This is a genomic window from Exiguobacterium sp. s46 (assembly GCF_018618875.1).
Classification (GTDB): Bacteria; Bacillota; Bacilli; order Exiguobacteriales; family Exiguobacteriaceae; genus Exiguobacterium_A; species Exiguobacterium_A abrahamii.
In genome coordinates, this window is record NZ_JACSMY010000002.1 from 43,126 (window position 1) to 60,575 (window position 17,450).

Consider the following 17,450-nt stretch of genomic DNA (forward strand, 5'->3'; position numbering starts at 1 on the left):
GGAGAACCGAAAAAGACATGACAGTCTACCTTTGAAATGGTAAAGTCTAGAAAAAGTGTGGAGGGATTTCATGCATATCGAACAATCATCCATCGTCGTCGATCAGACAACCGTTTCATATGATCATTTTCAAATGGGATCCAAACAGGTTTGCTTCTTGATTTCGGGAGCATCGTACCTTTACGACCATCCTTACTTCTACTACAGCCGGATGGCACTACTAGCTCGAGACATCGATGTCATCTGTATTCATTATGTGACAGAAGAGCTCTTTTCGATGACAGACGCAGAATCGAATGTCTGCATGACGCAACGGGTCGACGCCGTCGTCTCAGAAGTGCTTGCGACACATACATATGAAAACGTTCAGTTCATCGCAAAGTCGTTAGGAACAATTCCGCTAGCGGCATTGCTCGCTAAGCCGAATCTACAGACAGCACGTTTCGTCTTCTTAACACCCGTTCTTGAAGCCGAAGTAGTCGAACAAATCGCCACCTCGTCGCAAGCTGGACTCCTTGTCATCGGAACAGCCGATAAGTTTTATGATGAAGCGGCACTTGAAACGTGTCGCACCTCACAACTGACGATTGATGTTATTGAAGGAGCAAATCATTCTCTGGATCAAGGATTTGAGGTTGATCCATCGCTTGCAGTCCTTGGGCATGTCGTTCGTCAAATCGAAGCTAGTTTGTTCGAACCACTACCTAAGTAACAAAAAATCCGTCCAGCAGAGAGCCTGCTGGACGGATTTTTTAGTATGGACGAAGTAAGGCACGAACGGGACTACCGTCGCCGTCGACGAGCGGAAGTGGAACAGCGTTGAGGTGGTAATCACCAGGCGTGATCGCATCAAGGACGAGTCCTTCAAGGATATGGACTCCATGCTGCGCCAGTGCGTGATGGGCCGCCATTTCCTTACTATCGATCGCATCGACGCTTGGTAAGTCGAGACCAATCAGCGAAATCCCGAGTTCTCCGAGACGCTCAGCAAGACTTGGCGTCAAGACGGGAATCGTTTCTGGGAAAGTTGATTTGTCGATCCAACCATCCGTTTTGATGATCAAGCGCTGGACGTCATTTAGCTCAAAGCCATCTAAATCAGCGGCTGTGATTTCTGTACGACCTGGTAAGTAAATGACACGCGCATGTCCGATGTAGAGATCCAGATCAAGGTCGATGATTTTTTGTCCAGCATCGTCAAAATGAAACGGCGCGTCGACATGAGTGCCAGTATGCAGACTCATCGTTACCTTTCCGACGTTAACGGAACCGGTGTCTGCCTTATTCCATGTCAATGTCGCTTCAAAAGGTGTATCTCCCGGCCACGTCGTGACGTGGCGATCAAGTGGTTGTGAAACATCAATCCATCGTGTCATCGCTTCATCCTCCTCATAATGTCGTGCGGACTGACCACAGTTCCGGGAAGAATCGGTGGTCGAGCACACGTCGTAGATAACTGACGCCAGAAGAACCGCCCGTTCCTGGCTTTTGTCCGATGATCCGTTCGACGGTACTCATATGGTTAAAGCGCCACATCTGCTGCTGGCTCCCGATATCAAGTAGTTTTTCACCGAGCTCATACAGATCCCAGTATTGTTCGACATCCCGATAGACGGTCGCCCAAGCTGCTTCGACACTTGCATTCGGCGTCCAGTCTTGCGTGACATCACGATCAAGGACGGATTGGTCGATCGGTAGCCCATGGCGCGCCATCGCCCGGATCGTTTCGTCGTAGATGCTTGGTGTCTTCAAGTCTTCGAGCATCATCGGATAGAGTGTTTCGTCATGCGCATACACTTTTAGCATCTGCTCATTCTTGAAGCCGAGCGCGAATTCGATTTGACGGTTTTGATACGATTGAAAACCGGATGAGTGACCAAGCGCATCACGGAATTCCAGATATTCGGCAGGGGTCAAGGTCGACAAGACATTCCACGACTGAATCAACTGGTGTTGAATCTTTGAGATACGTGCGAGCATCTTAAACGATGATTCGAGATCATCGTTTGCGACCGCTTGCGTCGCTGCTCGCATCTCATGCAGGATCAGCTTCATCCAGAGTTCGCTCGTTTGATGAATGATGATGAACAGCATCTCGTCATGATGCCCCGATAAGCGATGTTGACTCGTAAGCAATGGATCTAGTTGCAAATAATCCCCGTAGGACATATCTTTCTTAAAATCCGTTTGAATCGATGCTTCAATAGACGTAGGATCTGTCTTTGTCATTCCCGTTCATCCCCTTTATCGAATTAATTTAGTTTTCGTTTTTCAGCGGTCTGTGGTTGTTCCGGATGCGCCCGTTTCCAGAAGAAATAGGCGATCGATAAGAACACTAACCACGGTACACCAAACTTCAAGACGATTTGGAAATCCGTGAACCATGTCGTTAGGACGAGTGCGAATAACAACAATGCACCGAGGGCAGTCAGATACGGATAGCCCATCATCCGAACCGGTAACGTCCGTCCACCTTCACGTTCCCAGGCTTTACGGAAGTACAGATGGGAGATGAAAATCATGAACCATGTGAAAATCGCCCCGAACATCGAAATCCCCATCATGAATGGATAAGAAACGCTCGATTGACTGCTGATGATCGCTGCGAGAAAAATGCCGAGTGTCGATAAGGCGAGTGCGAAGAGTGGTACACCTTTTCGATTCAAGCGTCCAAATACTTTTGGCGCATACGTTGCCTTCGATAACGAATACATCATCCGTGTCGAAGCGTACAGTTGACTGTTCATCGCAGACAGCGCCGCTGTCAGGATGATGAAGTTCATGATACCGCCTGCATATGGAATCGATAGCATCTCCATTACTTTAACGAACGGACTTTGATCGACACCGCCTGCTTGTTGCCATGGGACGATCATCAACATCAAAGCAATCGTGACGACATAAAACGTCGAGAGACGGAAGACCGTCGCTTTTAATGCTTTCGGTACGGCGACATCTGGGTCCTTCGCTTCACCAGCAGTGACAGCAATCAATTCCGTTCCGAGGAAGCTGAACAGGGAGATGAAGATTGCGATCCAGAGACCTGAGAAGCCGAACGGCATGAAACCACCGTCGTTCGTGAAGTTTTGTGGACCAATCTCAGGACTTGGACTACCGATAACCAAGTAGGCACCAAGCAAAATGAATAGCAAGATGGCACTGATTTTAATGACTGAGAACCAGTATTCGAAGGTCGCGAACGTATTGACTGTCGTGGCATTGATGTAAATCAACGCGGCAGCGAATACGAGAATCCAGACGACCCCGGGAACGTCGGGGAACCAGTATTTCATATAGATCGCAATCGCACTGACTTCGACACCGATCGCGAGAACGTTTGCGATCCAGTATGAATAGCGGACGAGAAAACCCGCATATGGACTAATGTATCGTTCGGCAATCGTACCGAACGAGCCAGATGTTGGATGAGCGACCGTCATTTCAGCGAGACAGCCCATTAAAAGTAGGACGATGAAGGCGCCGACTGCGTAACTGATCAAAACGCTCGGTCCGGCAAGCCCGATCGCAAGTCCACTTCCGAGGAAAAGACCGGTTCCGATCGCACAGCCCATCGCAATCATCGTGAGTTGGCGTGTCTTGAGTTCACGCCGTAGTTCAGTAGGTTGTTCCATGGTGTACTCCTTAAGCAACGACTTCGCGTTCATTCGCGAAACGTTCGTATTCTTTATCTTTCATGATTCGTTTGAGTGTCGCGACGACGTCATAGACATCGGTAAACGTATTATAGAGAGCGACGGGTGCTAGACGGACGATGTTCGGCGCCCGAAAATCGGGAATGATCCGATTTTCCTTGAGTGCTTTACAAATCCGTGCTGCTTCCGGGTGCTCGAGGCTGAGATGCGCCCCACGGCGTTTATCATCGACCGGATTTCCGATGACGAAACCGTACGGTGTGAGTTCCTGCTCGACGAGTTCCATCATGTACTGCGTCAACGCGAGTGATTTTGTCCGAACGGCTTCGATACCGACTTCGTCAAACATCTCTAATGCACCGATTTGTGGAGCAAGACTTAAGACGTGTGGTGTCCCGATCTGGAAGGCACCGGCATGCGCCGCCGGTGTCATCGTATGATCCATATCGAACTGCTTATCCTTACGCGAACCAAACCAGCCCGTCAGACCAGGCAACGTTCCGAAATGACGTTCGTGAACGAATAATCCACCAACCGTTCCAGGACCACCGTTCAAGTGTTTGTAATTACACCAGTAGGCAAAGTCGACGCCCCAGTCATGGAACGCGTGGGGAACGGCTCCGACGGAATGACAACCATCAAAACCGATCAGGATGCCACGGTCGTGTGCCGCCTTCGTCAAACGCTCCATATCGAGAATTTGTCCACTTCGGTAAAGTACCGCCGGCAAGACGATCAACGCGATATCATCCGTCATCGCGGCGATGATATCATCTTCTTCTAAAAAGCGACCATCCCGACTCGGAACTTGGACGAGGTGTGTCTCCGGATCCAGGCCACGTAAACGAAGTTGGCTTTGGAGGGCATAGATATCCGACGGGAACGTCAGCGCATCCGCTAAAATCTTATCTCGTCCTTCTGTTGGTTGGAAGAATGTCGCGACGAGTTGATGGAGATTGACGGTCGTCGAACCGGTGACCATGACTTCTTCAGCTTGTGCGCCGACGAGCGGAGCGTTGAGAGCAGCGAGACGTTCCGATAATTCGAACCAAGGATGACGTCCTTTCATCCAGCCATCGATTCCGAGTTCTTTCCAGTCTGATAGCGACTCGAGCAACGTCTTCTCGGCACGCTTCGATAATAAACCGAGCGAGTTTCCGTCCATATAGATACTACCCGGTTGCAGATAAAACTCATCACGATAGGCAGCGAGTGCATCTTGCTCGTCCAGAGCAACAGCATCGCTCCGTTTTGCTTGCAGTGTCATACGTCATCCTCCTCAAATGAATGCTCAATCAATTTTGACAAAAGCGTAGCAAACAAATTGACATTGTGTCAATATTATCGAATAGAGAAAACAAAAGGAGTGAAGGACATGTCATCTTCTCAACCAGAAAAAATCGATAAACGTCATCTGCGCACGGTGCGGACACGCGAGAAACTGTTGAGTGCGGCACGTGACGTCTTCTTAGAACAAGGATTTCAAACGGCAACGATTTCACAAGTGATTAAACAAGCTGGCGTCGGTTACGGAACGGCTTATGTCCATTTTGAAGGAAAAGATGAGCTGCTCGTCGTCCTGATGGAAGATGTCATGAGCCGCTTCCACGCAATCGCGGAACGAACATTCGAACCGACTACGTCGATGGAGGCAAAGGAACGCATCGTGACGCAAGCGACGGATTTCTTACGTCTCGCGGAAGAAGAACGAGCGATACTACGGATTGTCGAGCAAGCGATCGGCGTGTCTTACATCGTCCGTGCAAAATGGAAAGCGATTCGGGAACGCTTTATTGATCGGATCAGTCAGGATATCCAGTATGCGCAGGAGACAGGACTCGCACGGCAAGATGTCGATCCAAAACTCGTCGCCCGTGGCTGGTTCTTCGCGAATGAGATGTATTTATTCGAAGTCGTCCGCGAAGAGGCGACAGCGACGATTGAAGAGATCGCGCACGTCTTAGCGACGATTTATACGCAGGGACTCTACCGAATCGAGGATTGATGAACGGACGGGAAGGGAACGTTTCGAAGTAGAAGGGAGCGTGGCCGGGATGCCGTTTGATTACGATCTCGATTTCAAGACGACGGATTTTCGTAAGGAGCCGGAAAAGTACCGGGTTGGACGTGGGGAGCAAGGGGTCTTACTCGTCGAACCTTATAAAAGTGAGATTTTGCCGCATTGGCGTTTTAAGACGCCGGACATCGCGAAGGAATCGTCTGAGAAAATTTATAAGATGTATTTAGCTTATAAAGAAGACGGGGACTTCGTCGGCATGGATATGGCGCGGAAGTTCATTCAGATGGGACATACGCGCGCACGACGTTACGCGAACTACAAGGGTGGACGCAAATATAAAGATAAAGAGACTAAAGAATTGCACACGCGCGAGATTGACGAAGAAAAAGCAAAATCTGCGGCCATCTTTCAAGAAAAATGGGATTTGATCCGGGCGGATGAAGAATACCTTGAACTTAAACGTGCGCATCAAAAGCAGTACGGATAAGTGATTTCAAAATAAAGGGAATCAATTCAAATCATGCGATACTGAAAAGAAAATGGGAGGTATCGGTATGAACCGTTGGTGGGTTCCACTATATCCGATTGGTCTGTTTTTACTGGTCGATCACTTTTTCTATAATATTTCGGTGACATGGCTTATCGTGCTTGGTGTCGTGAGCATCCTTTTGAGTGTCCGTTCGAAGCGACCATCCTTTTCTTCGTATCGTCCGTTAATGATTGGGACACTTTTAATCGGCTGCGGTCTGATGCCGTGGTTGACGCTAGATTTTACAGGAATCGTCTTCGTCTTCTTGTTAACAGAAATCGTTGCGAAACTGCTTGTGTCAAGAACAGAGGAACAATCCGTATAACGGGCGAATATCGTTAAACGAAATAGCCTCGACTGCTCTGTCCGATGGGATGGAGCAATCGAGGCTATTTTTGATGCGTTTAAGAACTCTGTTCGACCTTGGCAATTAATCGTGCTTGACGTTTTTGCCAGATGAATGATCCGATGAACGTCACGACGAGGAAAATCAGACCGAGTGCGAACGGATAGAGAATGTTGACGTCATACAGGACACCCGCAAGCGTCGGTCCGAGCACGTTCCCGATGCTCATGTAGGCGTTGTTCATTCCCATAGCAAAGCCTTGCTCATTACCAGCGAGCTTTGAAATCATCGTATTCAAGACGGGACGTAAAATTGACGTCGCGAGGAAGATGACGAGGGTGATCGCAAAGAATCCACCGTAACTTGATGTCAATAATGACAACAGGAAGCCGAGCGCTGCGATGAACAGGAATAGGTTCAAGACCTTTCCTTCTCCGAGACTACGTGACAACTTATCAACGATGAAGATTTGAGCAATGACGCTGATGATACCGGTCGACGTCACCATGATCGCGATGTCTTTCGGTGAAGCACCGAATTGGTCATCGACGAATAGACCAAGTACTGATTCGTATGCCATGAGACCGAAGCTCATGACGAGTGTTATGACGAGCGGTACGAAGTACGGTTTCTTAAACGACGTTCCCAGTTTCTTGAGCATCGAACCTTCGTCTGGTGCCATCGCTGTCGCATCGTGTGTTTCGCTTTCTTGAAGTAACAGGACGCTGAACAAGACGGCTGCCCCTGAGACGATTGCTGAGACGAGTAGTGGCAATTTTAAGTCATACTCGGCAAGGAAACCACCGATTCCAGGACCGATGACGATTCCGAGTGACATCGCAGCTGAGACGTAACTGTTTCCTTTTGCGCGTTGATCCATCGTCGTGATGTCCGCGACGTAAGCAAAAATTGCTGGAATCAGAAGTGCAGCACCGGCACCGCCGATTGCGCGCGAGATGTAGAGGACCGTGACGGAATTCGAGAAGTAGAAGACAAACATCGAGAGCGTCAAGCCGATCAATCCATAGATGATCATCTTGCGACGACCGTATTGGTCCGCCCATTTTCCGGCAATCGGTGACATGACGAGCTGTGCTCCGGCAAAGATGGCGATCATTAATCCGGCAGCCGTTCCACCTTGTCCAATCGAAGCTAAGTAAGCGGGTAGAATCGGAATGATGATCCCGAAGCTCCCGACCGCAATGAACATATTGATCATGAGGACCGTTAATTTTTTTCGTTGATCCGCGTGCAAGGGGACCCCTTCTTTCGACCCGCTTTCTGTAAGCGGTTATTTGTTTCACCTTCATTATCTTAGATTCAAGCTAAAGCGCCTGTCAACGCAGACGAGTCGAGGATTCGAAAAAGGGGCTGACTCAAAAAAAGAATGACGCGTCTTTTCACGCCCTTTCCTCAGGCGAGACACAAGCCAGTTTTCCTGCTTCATTTAAGCAGGAAAGCGGGTCTTGTTCGTCTCTGACAGCGCATAAATGCGCTTTTCCTGTAGGAGTGGCGTGTGACGCACCATTTTTTGTGTTACGAGATAAGGGTTTCAGATTTTTATTCTGCCACCCTTATCTTTGTAGAGACTGACTTTTGAGTCAGCCTCGGTTCAGATTTATTGGTCTTTTTTTAATAACCATTTGATGTTCGGTGACAGCAACGGTCGGAAGATTGTCACGACGAGTCGACTCGAGAGCAACCAGACGAATCCGGTAGCGAGCAAGAACGACAGTCCGATCAGTAACAGTGGCGACTCCGTAATGGCTGGTGGAACCGAATCACGGAACAAACGGACGATGAACGAGTGAATCAAGTAGATCGCAAGTGTCTGGATGCCGATCTGGTCGAATCGATCTCCGAATGACCGATGCGGCACGAGCAACAAGACCGAGAAGATCATGATCGTACTGACGGCATAGAGGAACAATTGAATCGCTGCTCCCTTCAGAAGCGAGACTTCAAATTCCCCGTAGGTGTCGCGGTAGAAGAGCCAGACCGTATCAAATCCGTTTTTCGTCCAGACAATCATGAAGACGGCAATCAAGATTGAGACGATTAGTCCAATCAGTCGACCGATTGGTGCCGTCATCTGCTTTCGCCAGCCGGCGTCAGTCAGCCAACCGCGCTCTTTGACGAGGTAACCCATCAAAAAGAACGGATAAAAACTGACGACTTTTTGTAACGACAGGAAGTTCGTGATTGAATCTGGGTTGGCATTGATCAATAACGCAAATAAGATACTGACGATCAGCGGGAAACGCATCACCTGGAATGCCGGTGTGACGGTTTGCCAAATGATGATCCCAAGCAGATACCAAAGCGTCCAATTCGGAACGAGCGGATGGAGTAACCCATCGAGCATCTCACGTAAGGAATCATCCTGCGTGTAGGACAAATAGATTTCGTGAATCGATTGCCAGATGAAATATAGGGCAACGAAGGCGAGGATGCGTTGAGGTCGAACTTGTTTGAAAAAGTAGCCGCTCATGAAAATGAAGGCGGGCATGTGCAACAAGTAAATGACGTTATACGCCATCCTCACACTATCGTTTCCCGGTAAATCACGGAACGTCTCGATCAAATGACCGAAGACGACCATGAAGATGAGTAAGACCTTATAGTTCCCAAGCCAATGATCGTACGCTGGTGTGGTCACTGGTTTGATGGAGCGATTCATTTTTTCTCACCCAGCAGGATTTGATCAACGAACCGGGCGCTCGATTTCCCGTCTTGATGTTCAAAGAAATACTCTGCGAATGCTTTGACGTTATGCATTTCGAAGTCTTTGTTTTTAATCCGTTCAATCAATTCGTCCGATGTCTTGACGATTGGACCCGGAACGAATTCTTCGAAGTCGTAATAGAAATCACGTTTTGAGATGTAGTCCTCAAGGTCATACGCGAAGAACAACATCGGTCGATTCAATAGGGAGAACTCGAAACACGTTGATGAGTAATCCGTAATCAAGATATCTGAGACGAACAGCAACTCATTGATTTCACGATGATCCGTCAAATCGAGGAAGAAGTCAGCGTAGACTTCTGGAATCTCCATCCGGCGGCGGATGAATGGATGCAGTTTAAGGACGAAGACGTACTCCTCATGAAGTGCTTCGTACAGCGCATCGAGATCGAGTTGATCAAAATCATAATAGGCACTCTTCGCACCATTTCCTCGGAACGTCGGCGCGAACATAATGACTTTCTTTTGTTTGAAGATGGGATATTCCTCATAGATACGTGCTTTTGCTTCCTCGATGAACGGTTGATCGAAGAACATATCCGTCCGTGGAATACCGGTCGCGATGACTTGATCTTCCCGTAATCCGAAGCCTTCTGCATAATGACGGGCGACATTATGGGAGCTGACGATGGCTTTCGTGTAGTTTCGATGACTGAGCGAGTTTGCGCTTGGACCACCTGGTTTTCCGAGACGGCTGTACCCGAATGTCTTGAAGGCGCCAACGGCATGCCAGACTTGAACCAAATCACTGCCTTTACGAATATTCAACGGATAGATCATCGGATAGAAGTCATCGACAAGAATCGTCTTTGCTGTCGCTAAATGGTATGGCAAGGTAAACTTGTCACGCCAATCACGACGAGACTGGAGATTCGGTTTGAAGAAGGTCTTCACATCGAGATCAAGATCGCGACGCTTGACTTCATCTAAGATATAAGCAAAGTTCCCACTGATATCACTCCGTGAATCCGAAGCGAGGATGACTTTGTTCTCTTGGATCGGTTGCGTCCATTTCGTGACGTTATAAATCGCCTTAAATGTGAAACGGCGGAACTTGAACGCGCGCTTCTTCATGTTCTTCTTCCACTTCTTATAGCGATCGATGACTTGGATTAGACGTTTCGATTCGCCTTTCTTCAGGGAATGGAAACCTAAAGAGTTGCTGTATTCCGAATACTGCACGACAAGTTCATATTCGAGTAAGATCAAGGCGTTACTATGTTTTGTATCGACGCGGTAAGCGACTGGGATTAACGAACGCGTATCACCAAAAGGCGCTTCATGTAAGATCGTCTTTCCTTGGACGATGGCGAAGAACGCATCAAAATAGCCCATCGGCAATGGACGACCGGTCGGCGTGATATGATTCAGGTTCAATTCGCCTGTAAAGGCTTCTTCCGTCCAGTCACCTTCGAACGGAAAGCGACAAATGAACGTCCGTTTGTTTCGTTTATTACGGAAGACAATGGCACGTTCAAGCGGTATCAATGCTTCGGCAGGTTCAGACTGAATATACTCATCGTCATGTTCCTCAAGTTCAGGTTGCTGTTGCGATGTAGGATTTTCAAATAACGTTTGTTCGGCACGCAAAAAATCAGCCAATCCACTTAAACGTGCTTCGAAACGAAACGTCGTTCCAGCTAATTCCAAGTAGGTGACCTCAGCATGTAAAGTAGGGGTTAGTGTCTCTTCGATCAAAACCATCTCTCCTCGCTCGAATAATTACAATGCATTTACACAATCATGATAGATTTTTAAATTTTACGTGAACATAGTATAGTGAAACTAGAAATCACCACTCATTATATCGTGAGACATTAAAATTAATAGGGATTTCTTTATTTTTTTGTGTTTTTGTAAAATAACACTTCAACACAGACTGCACCATTACACATACCCTGAACGCTAGGGAAAGAAAACCGAAATTCGATTATTTCATAAGGGAGGGAAGCAGGTCGTCTCGTTTGGAAGAGTCAACGAGACACTGCGCCAGAAGATGATTTATGCAGCCATTTTAGCTGGAGGAAAAGGAACACGGATGGGGAATGTCGATCGACCGAAACAATTCTTATCGATCGGAGAACGTCCAATCATCGTCCATACAGTAGAGAAATTCCTATTACATGAGGATTTTGACCGCATCATCATCGTCACACCGACTGCTTGGATTAACTATACGCGCGATATTTTGGAGAAATACATTGGAAAAGATGAACGCCTCGTCATTACACCGGGTGGACAGGATCGAAATGAATCGATCATGGCAGCGGTGAACTGGATCGAAGAGAAAAACGGTCTGTCTGAGGAAGATATCATCGTCACACACGACGCTGTCCGTCCGTTCTTGACGCACCGCATCATTAAAGAAAACATTGAAGCAGCACAAGAATTCGGTTCATGCGACACAGTCATTTCAGCAATCGATACGATCGTCGCGTCAACGAACGGTAAAACGATCACAGATATTCCGGTTCGTGATCAAATGTATCAAGGGCAGACACCACAAAGTTTCCAGATCACGAAGTTGAAATCGCATTATGAGTCGCTTTCGACGGAAGAACGAGCGATTTTGACGGATGCTTGTAAGATTCTTTTACTTAAAGGAGAAGATGTGGCGCTCGTCACGGGTGAACTGTTCAATATTAAAGTGACGACACCATACGACCTACGGATTGCGAATGCTATCTTGAAGGAGCGGATTCATCAATGATTAACCAAGTCTATCAACTCGTCGCCCCGCGTCAAATCGAAGTGACATATGATGAACGGTCATTGAATACCGATCGTGTTGTCGTGCGTCCAACGTATTTATCGATTTGTCACGCGGATCAACGCTACTTCACGGGGAGCCGTAGTGCGGAAGTATTGGCGAAAAAATTACCGATGGCGATGATTCATGAAGGCATCGGAAAAGTCGTACATGATCCGAGTGGAACATTCAAGAAGGGAACACTCGTCGCGATGGTTCCGAATACACCGACGGAAGAAGATGACATCATCGGTGAAAACTATTTGCGAACGAGTCGTTTCCGTTCGAGTGGATATGATGGCTATATGCAAGACTATGTGTTCTTAAAAGCAGATCGTCTTGTCGAGGTACCGGCTGATCTTGACCCTGAAGTCGCGGCATTCACTGAGCTCGTCAGTGTATCGGTCCATGCCTTGACTCGTTTCGAAAAGATTGCCCATCCGCGTCGGGAGACGTTCGGAGTGTGGGGTGACGGGAACCTTGGCTTCATCACAGCACTCTTGCTACGTAAGTTGTATCCAGAAGCGAAATTACTCGTCTTTGGTAAAACACAGTCGAAGCTTGACTATTTCTCGTTTGCAGACGAGACATACCACATCGATCAGATTCCAGCCGATGTCTCCTTCAACCACGGTTTCGAATGTGTCGGGGGAATTGGCAGTCAATATGCGATCAATCAGATGATTGACTATATCATTCCGGAAGGCACGATGGCGTTACTTGGCGTATCAGAAGATGCCGTTGCGATCAACACGCGGATGATTCTTGAAAAAGGACTTCGTGTCTACGGTTCAAGTCGGAGTACACCGGCTGATTTCGCACGGACGATGGAATTGTATCAAGCACATCCTGATATTCCAGCTTATTTATCGAACCTGGTTTCAGGCGTATTCCAAATTCGACAAATCGAAGATATTCATAAAGCGTTTGAAAACGATTTGACGAACCGGTTCGGAAAGACGGTCATGGAATGGTGCATGTAACGATGTGCATTGAAAAAGAGGAGAATCGTCTATGAAACAAAAAATTCGGTTATTGCAACGACGGACGGTCCACTATCTGCTTGCTATGACGTACTGGTTGACGAAACGGTTACCGATTCAACCGAAAAAAGTCGTCTTTGCGACGTATCGTTCCGATCGTCTTGTCGATAACTTTCGTGCCGTCTACGATGAACTCGAACGACGCGACTTAGGGTATGAATACGTTTTTTTGTTAAAGCGATTCCCTCAATCGTTGGCGGGACAAATTCAATACGTCTTTCATATGATGCGAGCGACGTACGAGTTAGCGACTGCTCGTTACTTCATCATTGATGATTATTATTACCCTGTATATGTGTCGTCCTTACGGGAAGGGACAGAAGTCATTCAGCTATGGCATGCTTGTGGAGCCTTTAAAAAGTTCGGCTATAGTGTGCTTGATAAATCCTATTCACCGGATGATGATTATTTGAAGATGGTCCAGATTCACCGGAACTATAGCAAGGTCTATGTTTCCGGTGAAGCATGTATCGCACCATATGCGGATGCTTTCGGAATGGAGCAGAAACGGATCTATCCATTAGGAGTTCCACGGACGGATCAGCTACTGAACACAGCACGCCAAGCCCGTGTTCGAGAAAAGTTGTATGACCGATATCCAGAATGGCGCAAAAAACGAATCATCTTACTCGCGCCGACGTTCCGAGGAAATGGACAGACAACGGCACATTACGATCAAGAGCTCGATTTTGAGAAGTTCCGTCGTGAGCTTGGACCGGATACAGTGCTCTTGCTTCGCATGCACCCGTTTGTTCTCAATCCACCAGTCGTACCAGACGCGTATGCGGATCAAATCATTAACATGACAGACTATCCGGACATCAATGATTTGATGCAGATTGCGGATATTCTGATTACGGATTATTCGTCTGTCATCTTCGAGTTTGCCTTGTTGCAAAAGCCGATGATTTTCCTCGTCAACGATCTGCAGTCGTATAAAGCAGAACGCGATTTCTATTTCCCATATGAAACTTTTGTACCTGGACCAATCGTGTCGACGTTCGAAGACGTCATTGCTTGGATTAAACGTGGGCAATTCGATACACATAAAATTGAGACATTCGCGAATCAGTTCTTTACGTATCAGGACGGAGAAGCGACCAAACGAATCGTCGATCATATGTTATATGACACGATTCCAGAGGCGCCTGTCTATACGAAAACATCAGTGTGAATACAGAAAAACGTTCCGATTGCGTCTCCGTTTGGGGAGAGAGACGTCATCGGAACGTTTTTATTTTTGAATTGGGGCTTGATTGGCGCGAGCAGGGGTAGCTCGCAGAATGCGCACCTCTTAAAAGTGCGTCAACTTGTCCTTTGCGGACGTTCTAGGTTTGACAGGTGGAACGATGGCAGGCCAGCCGATTTGAATGACGCCGAGAACGCGTTCGTTTTCAGAAGCGTCAACGAGTGAGGCATACTCTGGTGTGAACCAGTGTTTCCCGCTCTTCCAACAACACCCAAGACCTCGTTCTGTTGCTACCAACTGCAGGTTTTGAATCATCGCAGCTGTTGCAAGTGTATCTTCTAGCTGTTGATCCGGTGTCCCTTGTACCTGACAAAGTACCGTTAAATAAACCGGGACTTCCCGTAATTTTTGTTCAGCCTGTTGACGTTGTTCAGACGTTTTCGTCTCGAATTGACCACGCGCTGTCAGCAATTCCATCAAGGCATCGACATACCGTGTTTGTCCGTCTTCGATTGCGAGAACAAAGCGCCAAGGCTCTCGTAATTTATGATTCGGGGCATAAATCGCCGTGTCGAGTAATGCTTCTACCAATTCGACTGGAACGGGTTGTTCCGTATAGGACCGGATCGACCGGCGTGTTTCAATCACTTGTTGGGCATGCATCCGTTTCATCTCCTCACTGAGTACTTTTTCACTATAAATGATAACGATTATCATTGTCAACGTTATTTGTCAGAAAACAAAAAAGACGATTCCCGAGAGGAAATCATCTTTCGTTGCATTCGGATTAAGAGGCTTTTCGTTTCTCGTCTTGATCTTGAGCAACAGTCGTTAGCTTCTTTTTCATAAGACGAATCCGGTATAGGGCAAATAGATAATGGGCGAAATAGATCGTAAAACCAAGGAAAATCGTTAACGCTACATGAATTTGAACGCCGGGAACAGCATGAAGCTGAATGAAGAGAAAGACAGCCATTGCCATCGTATAAAGCACCATTTCCACCGATTGTGGCATGACGCGTTGACGTTTTAAGAAAAAGGAACGCATGAGTGGCAGGACGACGAGACTGACGAGACGATCAACCAGTCCGATGACGAGCACGCTGATCACCATTGCTAAACCATTTTCAAAAGCGATTAACCGTGGGAAGACAAGATAGGTGACGAGTAATAGTGGTCCAACTAATAAAAAGATTGAAATCGAGGCACGTGCGAATACGAAGAGCCCGTTGACACTTGTTAAAAAGGCACGAACGATCTTTTGTGACCAAGGGGATGGTCGACCAACTTGCCAAGCAAAACAACAAGCAAAGATGAACGCATAAAATTGCAGAAAGGCAACCATAAAGCATCTCCTTTAGATATGAAACTCATTGTCCCTAGTGTATCGATTTTAAGGCTGAAGTGCAAAGAAGAACTTTTCGTAAAGTATAAGAAAAGACCAGCTGATAGGACATCAACTGGTCTGTCGTCAATCAATCCAGATTCGGTTCTTTTTTTCCGTGCAAGAAGAAGGACAGAATCAGTGCAAGCGCAGATAAGACGGTTGCAATCCAGAACGCATCGGTGATCCCTTGGATCGTTGCTTGTTTCGTCAGCATCGTAAACCAACTCGTCGAAGCGGCTTGTGAGCTACCCAGCTGTTGTCCAAGGTCATTTAAATGTTGCGAAAGCGTCGGGTCGAGCGTCGTGAACTGATTCGCGTCGTCTGCCAAGTGAGCCGTCGTTTGACGGGTCATGACGGTGACGAGAATTGCCGTTCCGATGGAGCCGGCGACTTGACGAAGTGTGTTTTGGGTCGCGTTTCCGTGCGGGATCATCTTCATCGGTAAAGCGTTCATACCGGCAGTCATGATCGGCATCATGATGAATGCCATACCGAATGACCGAAGCATGTAGATGCCCATGATGGAATAATACGACGTATCCATGTTCAATTGCGTCAATTCCCATGTCCCGTACGTCATCAACGTCAAACCGAAGATAGCGAGCGGTCGAATACCGAAGCGGTCAAATAAACGACCGGCAATCGGTCCGGTGATACCCATGATCAGTGATCCGGGCAAAAGGAGAAGACCTGAATCGACCGGTGAAAAACCGCGAATGCTTTGAAGGTAAATCGGTAAAAGTAACATCCCACCGAACAAGGCCATCGTAACGATGACATTGATGAAGAGGGTGAACGAAAATTCCGGTACTTTCAACACGCGAATGTTCAACATCGGATCTTCCATCGATAGCTCACGCATCGCAAAAGCAGCAATTCCAATTAAGCCGATGACGATCGTGCTGATGACGATCGGGCTATCCCAGCCGTCATTCCCGGCTTCACTGAATCCGTAAAGGAGACTCCCGAATCCGATCGTACTGAATAACACACCAAGTGCATCAAAAGAAGGTTTCGAGAGTGGCTGCGTCAGGCGGAACCAAGCCGTACCGAGTAACAACGTCACTAATCCAAAGAACGACATCGCGTAAAACATGACGTGCCAGTCATAGTTTTGAATGACATATCCCGTGATCGTAGGTCCGACAGCTGGAGCGAGAATCATCGCGATTCCGAGCATTCCCATGGCAGCACCGCGCTTATGCGGTGGGAACAATGTCATGAAGACGTTCGATCCGAGTGGCATCAAGATACCAGCCCCCGCTGCCTGAACGACACGACCGATCATCATGACCGGGAAGTTCATCGCCATCGAACAGATGACCGATCCGAAGAAAAATAGTGTCATCGAAGCGAGGAACAATTGGCGGAACGTGTAGCTTCGCATCAAAAAGGCGCTGATCGGAATCAAAATCCCATTGACAAGCATGAAGCCCGTCGTCAACCACTGGGCAGTGGACGTCGACACGTTGAAGTCATTGATCAGAACCGGTAACGCGACATTAATCAACGTTTGGTTCAAAATAGCAATGAACATACCGATTAGTAAGACCGTCAGTACTTTCGGAATACTGACGTTTTCAGTCGATATCTGTTTTGAAGGTGTTGCGACTGGTGGTGTAACGGTCATCGTCGGTTCCGTCTCGAGGGATTCCTCAAGAGTCGGTCCATCAGTCGCCAGTGCCATGTCGGATGAGCGACTTCGACGGGCGATCCAGTTGACGCCGATGATGATCAGAATCGTGAACGCACTGTATCCGAACAAGAAGGTAGTAGACATGAACGTCCC

General features: G+C 47.6%; 17 protein-coding genes. 7 read left to right on the forward strand and 10 right to left on the reverse strand.

The genetic code is table 11. The annotated features are described in order from the left end of the window. Nucleotides 1-70: 70 nt before the first annotated feature. Complete coding sequence (locus tag KNQ08_RS11825; RefSeq protein WP_214771992.1) at nt 71-712, forward strand: cyclase; 642 nt, start codon at nt 71-73, stop codon at nt 710-712. Between the two features lie 40 nt (nt 713-752). On the opposite strand, the gene kynB is transcribed toward KNQ08_RS11825, so the two are convergent. From kynB to kynU, 4 genes are read right to left on the reverse strand one after another with little or no spacing between them, the layout of a single operon-like run. Then, the gene (kynB, locus tag KNQ08_RS11830; RefSeq protein ID WP_214771994.1) at nt 753-1,376 is read right to left on the reverse strand and encodes an arylformamidase; all 624 of its coding nucleotides are present in this window, start codon (nt 1,374-1,376) and stop codon (nt 753-755) included. Nucleotides 1,377-1,389: 13 nt separating this feature from the next. Beyond that, nucleotides 1,390-2,229 carry a tryptophan 2,3-dioxygenase gene (gene kynA / locus KNQ08_RS11835; RefSeq protein ID WP_149426635.1) on the reverse strand — a complete coding sequence of 280 codons (840 nt, stop codon included), beginning with the start codon at nt 2,227-2,229 and terminating at the stop codon, nt 1,390-1,392. A gap of 23 nt (nt 2,230-2,252) precedes the next feature. Further along, nucleotides 2,253-3,632: an amino acid permease gene (locus tag KNQ08_RS11840; RefSeq protein ID WP_152995538.1), complete on the reverse strand. Its 1,380-nt coding sequence runs from the start codon at nt 3,630-3,632 to the stop codon at nt 2,253-2,255. Between the two features lie 10 nt (nt 3,633-3,642). Continuing rightward, entirely contained in the window at nt 3,643-4,920 is a 1,278-nt protein-coding gene (kynU, locus tag KNQ08_RS11845; RefSeq protein WP_214805829.1) for a kynureninase, read from the reverse strand. A gap of 108 nt (nt 4,921-5,028) precedes the next feature. Between kynU and KNQ08_RS11850 the strand changes: the two genes are divergently transcribed. The 3 genes from KNQ08_RS11850 to KNQ08_RS11860 all read left to right on the forward strand — a co-directional run bounded on the left by KNQ08_RS11850 (nt 5,029) and on the right by KNQ08_RS11860 (nt 6,527). Beyond that, entirely contained in the window at nt 5,029-5,658 is a 630-nt protein-coding gene (locus KNQ08_RS11850; protein ID WP_214805831.1) for a TetR/AcrR family transcriptional regulator, read from the forward strand. 49 nt (nt 5,659-5,707) lie between these two features. Next, a complete protein-coding gene (locus tag KNQ08_RS11855) occupies nt 5,708-6,160 on the forward strand; it encodes a DUF4385 domain-containing protein (RefSeq protein WP_214805833.1) in 453 nt (150 codons plus the stop codon). 67 nt (nt 6,161-6,227) lie between these two features. Beyond that, the gene (locus tag KNQ08_RS11860) at nt 6,228-6,527 is read left to right on the forward strand and encodes a hypothetical protein (RefSeq protein ID WP_214805835.1); all 300 of its coding nucleotides are present in this window, start codon (nt 6,228-6,230) and stop codon (nt 6,525-6,527) included. Nucleotides 6,528-6,606: 79 nt separating this feature from the next. Here the strand turns inward: KNQ08_RS11860 and KNQ08_RS11865 are convergent, their stop codons facing one another. The 3 genes from KNQ08_RS11865 to KNQ08_RS11875 all read right to left on the reverse strand — a co-directional run bounded on the left by KNQ08_RS11865 (nt 6,607) and on the right by KNQ08_RS11875 (nt 10,991). Then, nucleotides 6,607-7,803 (reverse strand): MFS transporter, encoded by a 1,197-nt coding sequence (locus tag KNQ08_RS11865; RefSeq protein ID WP_214805837.1) that lies wholly within the window; start codon nt 7,801-7,803, stop codon nt 6,607-6,609. 363 nt (nt 7,804-8,166) lie between these two features. Further along, on the reverse strand, nt 8,167-9,228 hold the full coding sequence (locus KNQ08_RS11870; RefSeq protein ID WP_214805840.1) for an acyltransferase family protein: 1,062 nt from the start codon (nt 9,226-9,228) through the stop codon (nt 8,167-8,169). Continuing rightward, nucleotides 9,225-10,991, reverse strand: coding sequence for a CDP-glycerol glycerophosphotransferase family protein (locus tag KNQ08_RS11875; RefSeq protein ID WP_251133702.1), 1,767 nt, complete (start codon nt 10,989-10,991; stop codon nt 9,225-9,227). The genes KNQ08_RS11870 and KNQ08_RS11875 overlap by 4 nt, the downstream gene beginning before the upstream one ends. A 298-nt stretch (nt 10,992-11,289) precedes the next feature. Between KNQ08_RS11875 and KNQ08_RS11880 the strand changes: the two genes are divergently transcribed. Genes KNQ08_RS11880 through KNQ08_RS11890 form a run of 3 tightly spaced genes read left to right on the forward strand, consistent with a single transcriptional unit; the run spans nt 11,290 to nt 14,259 of the window. Further along, on the forward strand, nt 11,290-12,003 hold the full coding sequence (locus KNQ08_RS11880) for an IspD/TarI family cytidylyltransferase (protein ID WP_056064491.1): 714 nt from the start codon (nt 11,290-11,292) through the stop codon (nt 12,001-12,003). After that, the gene (locus KNQ08_RS11885; protein WP_064300479.1) at nt 12,000-13,025 is read left to right on the forward strand and encodes a ribitol-5-phosphate dehydrogenase; all 1,026 of its coding nucleotides are present in this window, start codon (nt 12,000-12,002) and stop codon (nt 13,023-13,025) included. The genes KNQ08_RS11880 and KNQ08_RS11885 overlap by 4 nt, the downstream gene beginning before the upstream one ends. A gap of 31 nt (nt 13,026-13,056) precedes the next feature. Beyond that, nucleotides 13,057-14,259 (forward strand): CDP-glycerol glycerophosphotransferase family protein, encoded by a 1,203-nt coding sequence (locus KNQ08_RS11890; RefSeq protein WP_214805844.1) that lies wholly within the window; start codon nt 13,057-13,059, stop codon nt 14,257-14,259. Between the two features lie 120 nt (nt 14,260-14,379). On the opposite strand, the gene KNQ08_RS11895 is transcribed toward KNQ08_RS11890, so the two are convergent. The 3 genes from KNQ08_RS11895 to KNQ08_RS11905 all read right to left on the reverse strand — a co-directional run bounded on the left by KNQ08_RS11895 (nt 14,380) and on the right by KNQ08_RS11905 (nt 17,441). Continuing rightward, nucleotides 14,380-14,937 (reverse strand): nitroreductase family protein, encoded by a 558-nt coding sequence (locus tag KNQ08_RS11895; protein WP_023466727.1) that lies wholly within the window; start codon nt 14,935-14,937, stop codon nt 14,380-14,382. Nucleotides 14,938-15,061: 124 nt separating this feature from the next. Beyond that, a complete protein-coding gene (locus tag KNQ08_RS11900; protein ID WP_214805846.1) occupies nt 15,062-15,619 on the reverse strand; it encodes a hypothetical protein in 558 nt (185 codons plus the stop codon). A 130-nt stretch (nt 15,620-15,749) separates the two neighbouring features. Then, nucleotides 15,750-17,441, reverse strand: a complete 1,692-nt coding sequence (locus KNQ08_RS11905; RefSeq protein WP_214805848.1) for a DHA2 family efflux MFS transporter permease subunit — start codon at nt 17,439-17,441, stop codon at nt 15,750-15,752. Between the last annotated feature and the right edge of the window lie 9 nt (nt 17,442-17,450).

What these genes read in the sequence shown, in the direction of transcription:
- KNQ08_RS11900 (WP_214805846.1), bottom strand. Translation starts at nt 15,619, where the DNA reads ATGGTTGCCTTTCTGCAATTTTATGCGTTCATCTTTGCTTGTTGTTTT.
- KNQ08_RS11890 (WP_214805844.1), top strand. Translation starts at nt 13,057, where the DNA reads ATGAAACAAAAAATTCGGTTATTGCAACGACGGACGGTCCACTATCTG.
- KNQ08_RS11870 (WP_214805840.1), bottom strand. Translation starts at nt 9,228, where the DNA reads ATGAATCGCTCCATCAAACCAGTGACCACACCAGCGTACGATCATTGG.
- KNQ08_RS11895 (WP_023466727.1), bottom strand. Translation starts at nt 14,937, where the DNA reads ATGCATGCCCAACAAGTGATTGAAACACGCCGGTCGATCCGGTCCTAT.
- KNQ08_RS11885 (WP_064300479.1), top strand. Translation starts at nt 12,000, where the DNA reads ATGATTAACCAAGTCTATCAACTCGTCGCCCCGCGTCAAATCGAAGTG.
- kynB (WP_214771994.1), bottom strand. Translation starts at nt 1,376, where the DNA reads ATGACACGATGGATTGATGTTTCACAACCACTTGATCGCCACGTCACG.
- KNQ08_RS11840 (WP_152995538.1), bottom strand. Translation starts at nt 3,632, where the DNA reads ATGGAACAACCTACTGAACTACGGCGTGAACTCAAGACACGCCAACTC.
- kynU (WP_214805829.1), bottom strand. Translation starts at nt 4,920, where the DNA reads ATGACACTGCAAGCAAAACGGAGCGATGCTGTTGCTCTGGACGAGCAA.
- KNQ08_RS11905 (WP_214805848.1), bottom strand. Translation starts at nt 17,441, where the DNA reads ATGTCTACTACCTTCTTGTTCGGATACAGTGCGTTCACGATTCTGATC.
- kynA (WP_149426635.1), bottom strand. Translation starts at nt 2,229, where the DNA reads ATGACAAAGACAGATCCTACGTCTATTGAAGCATCGATTCAAACGGAT.
- KNQ08_RS11855 (WP_214805833.1), top strand. Translation starts at nt 5,708, where the DNA reads ATGCCGTTTGATTACGATCTCGATTTCAAGACGACGGATTTTCGTAAG.
- KNQ08_RS11860 (WP_214805835.1), top strand. Translation starts at nt 6,228, where the DNA reads ATGAACCGTTGGTGGGTTCCACTATATCCGATTGGTCTGTTTTTACTG.
- KNQ08_RS11880 (WP_056064491.1), top strand. Translation starts at nt 11,290, where the DNA reads ATGATTTATGCAGCCATTTTAGCTGGAGGAAAAGGAACACGGATGGGG.
- KNQ08_RS11850 (WP_214805831.1), top strand. Translation starts at nt 5,029, where the DNA reads ATGTCATCTTCTCAACCAGAAAAAATCGATAAACGTCATCTGCGCACG.
- KNQ08_RS11825 (WP_214771992.1), top strand. Translation starts at nt 71, where the DNA reads ATGCATATCGAACAATCATCCATCGTCGTCGATCAGACAACCGTTTCA.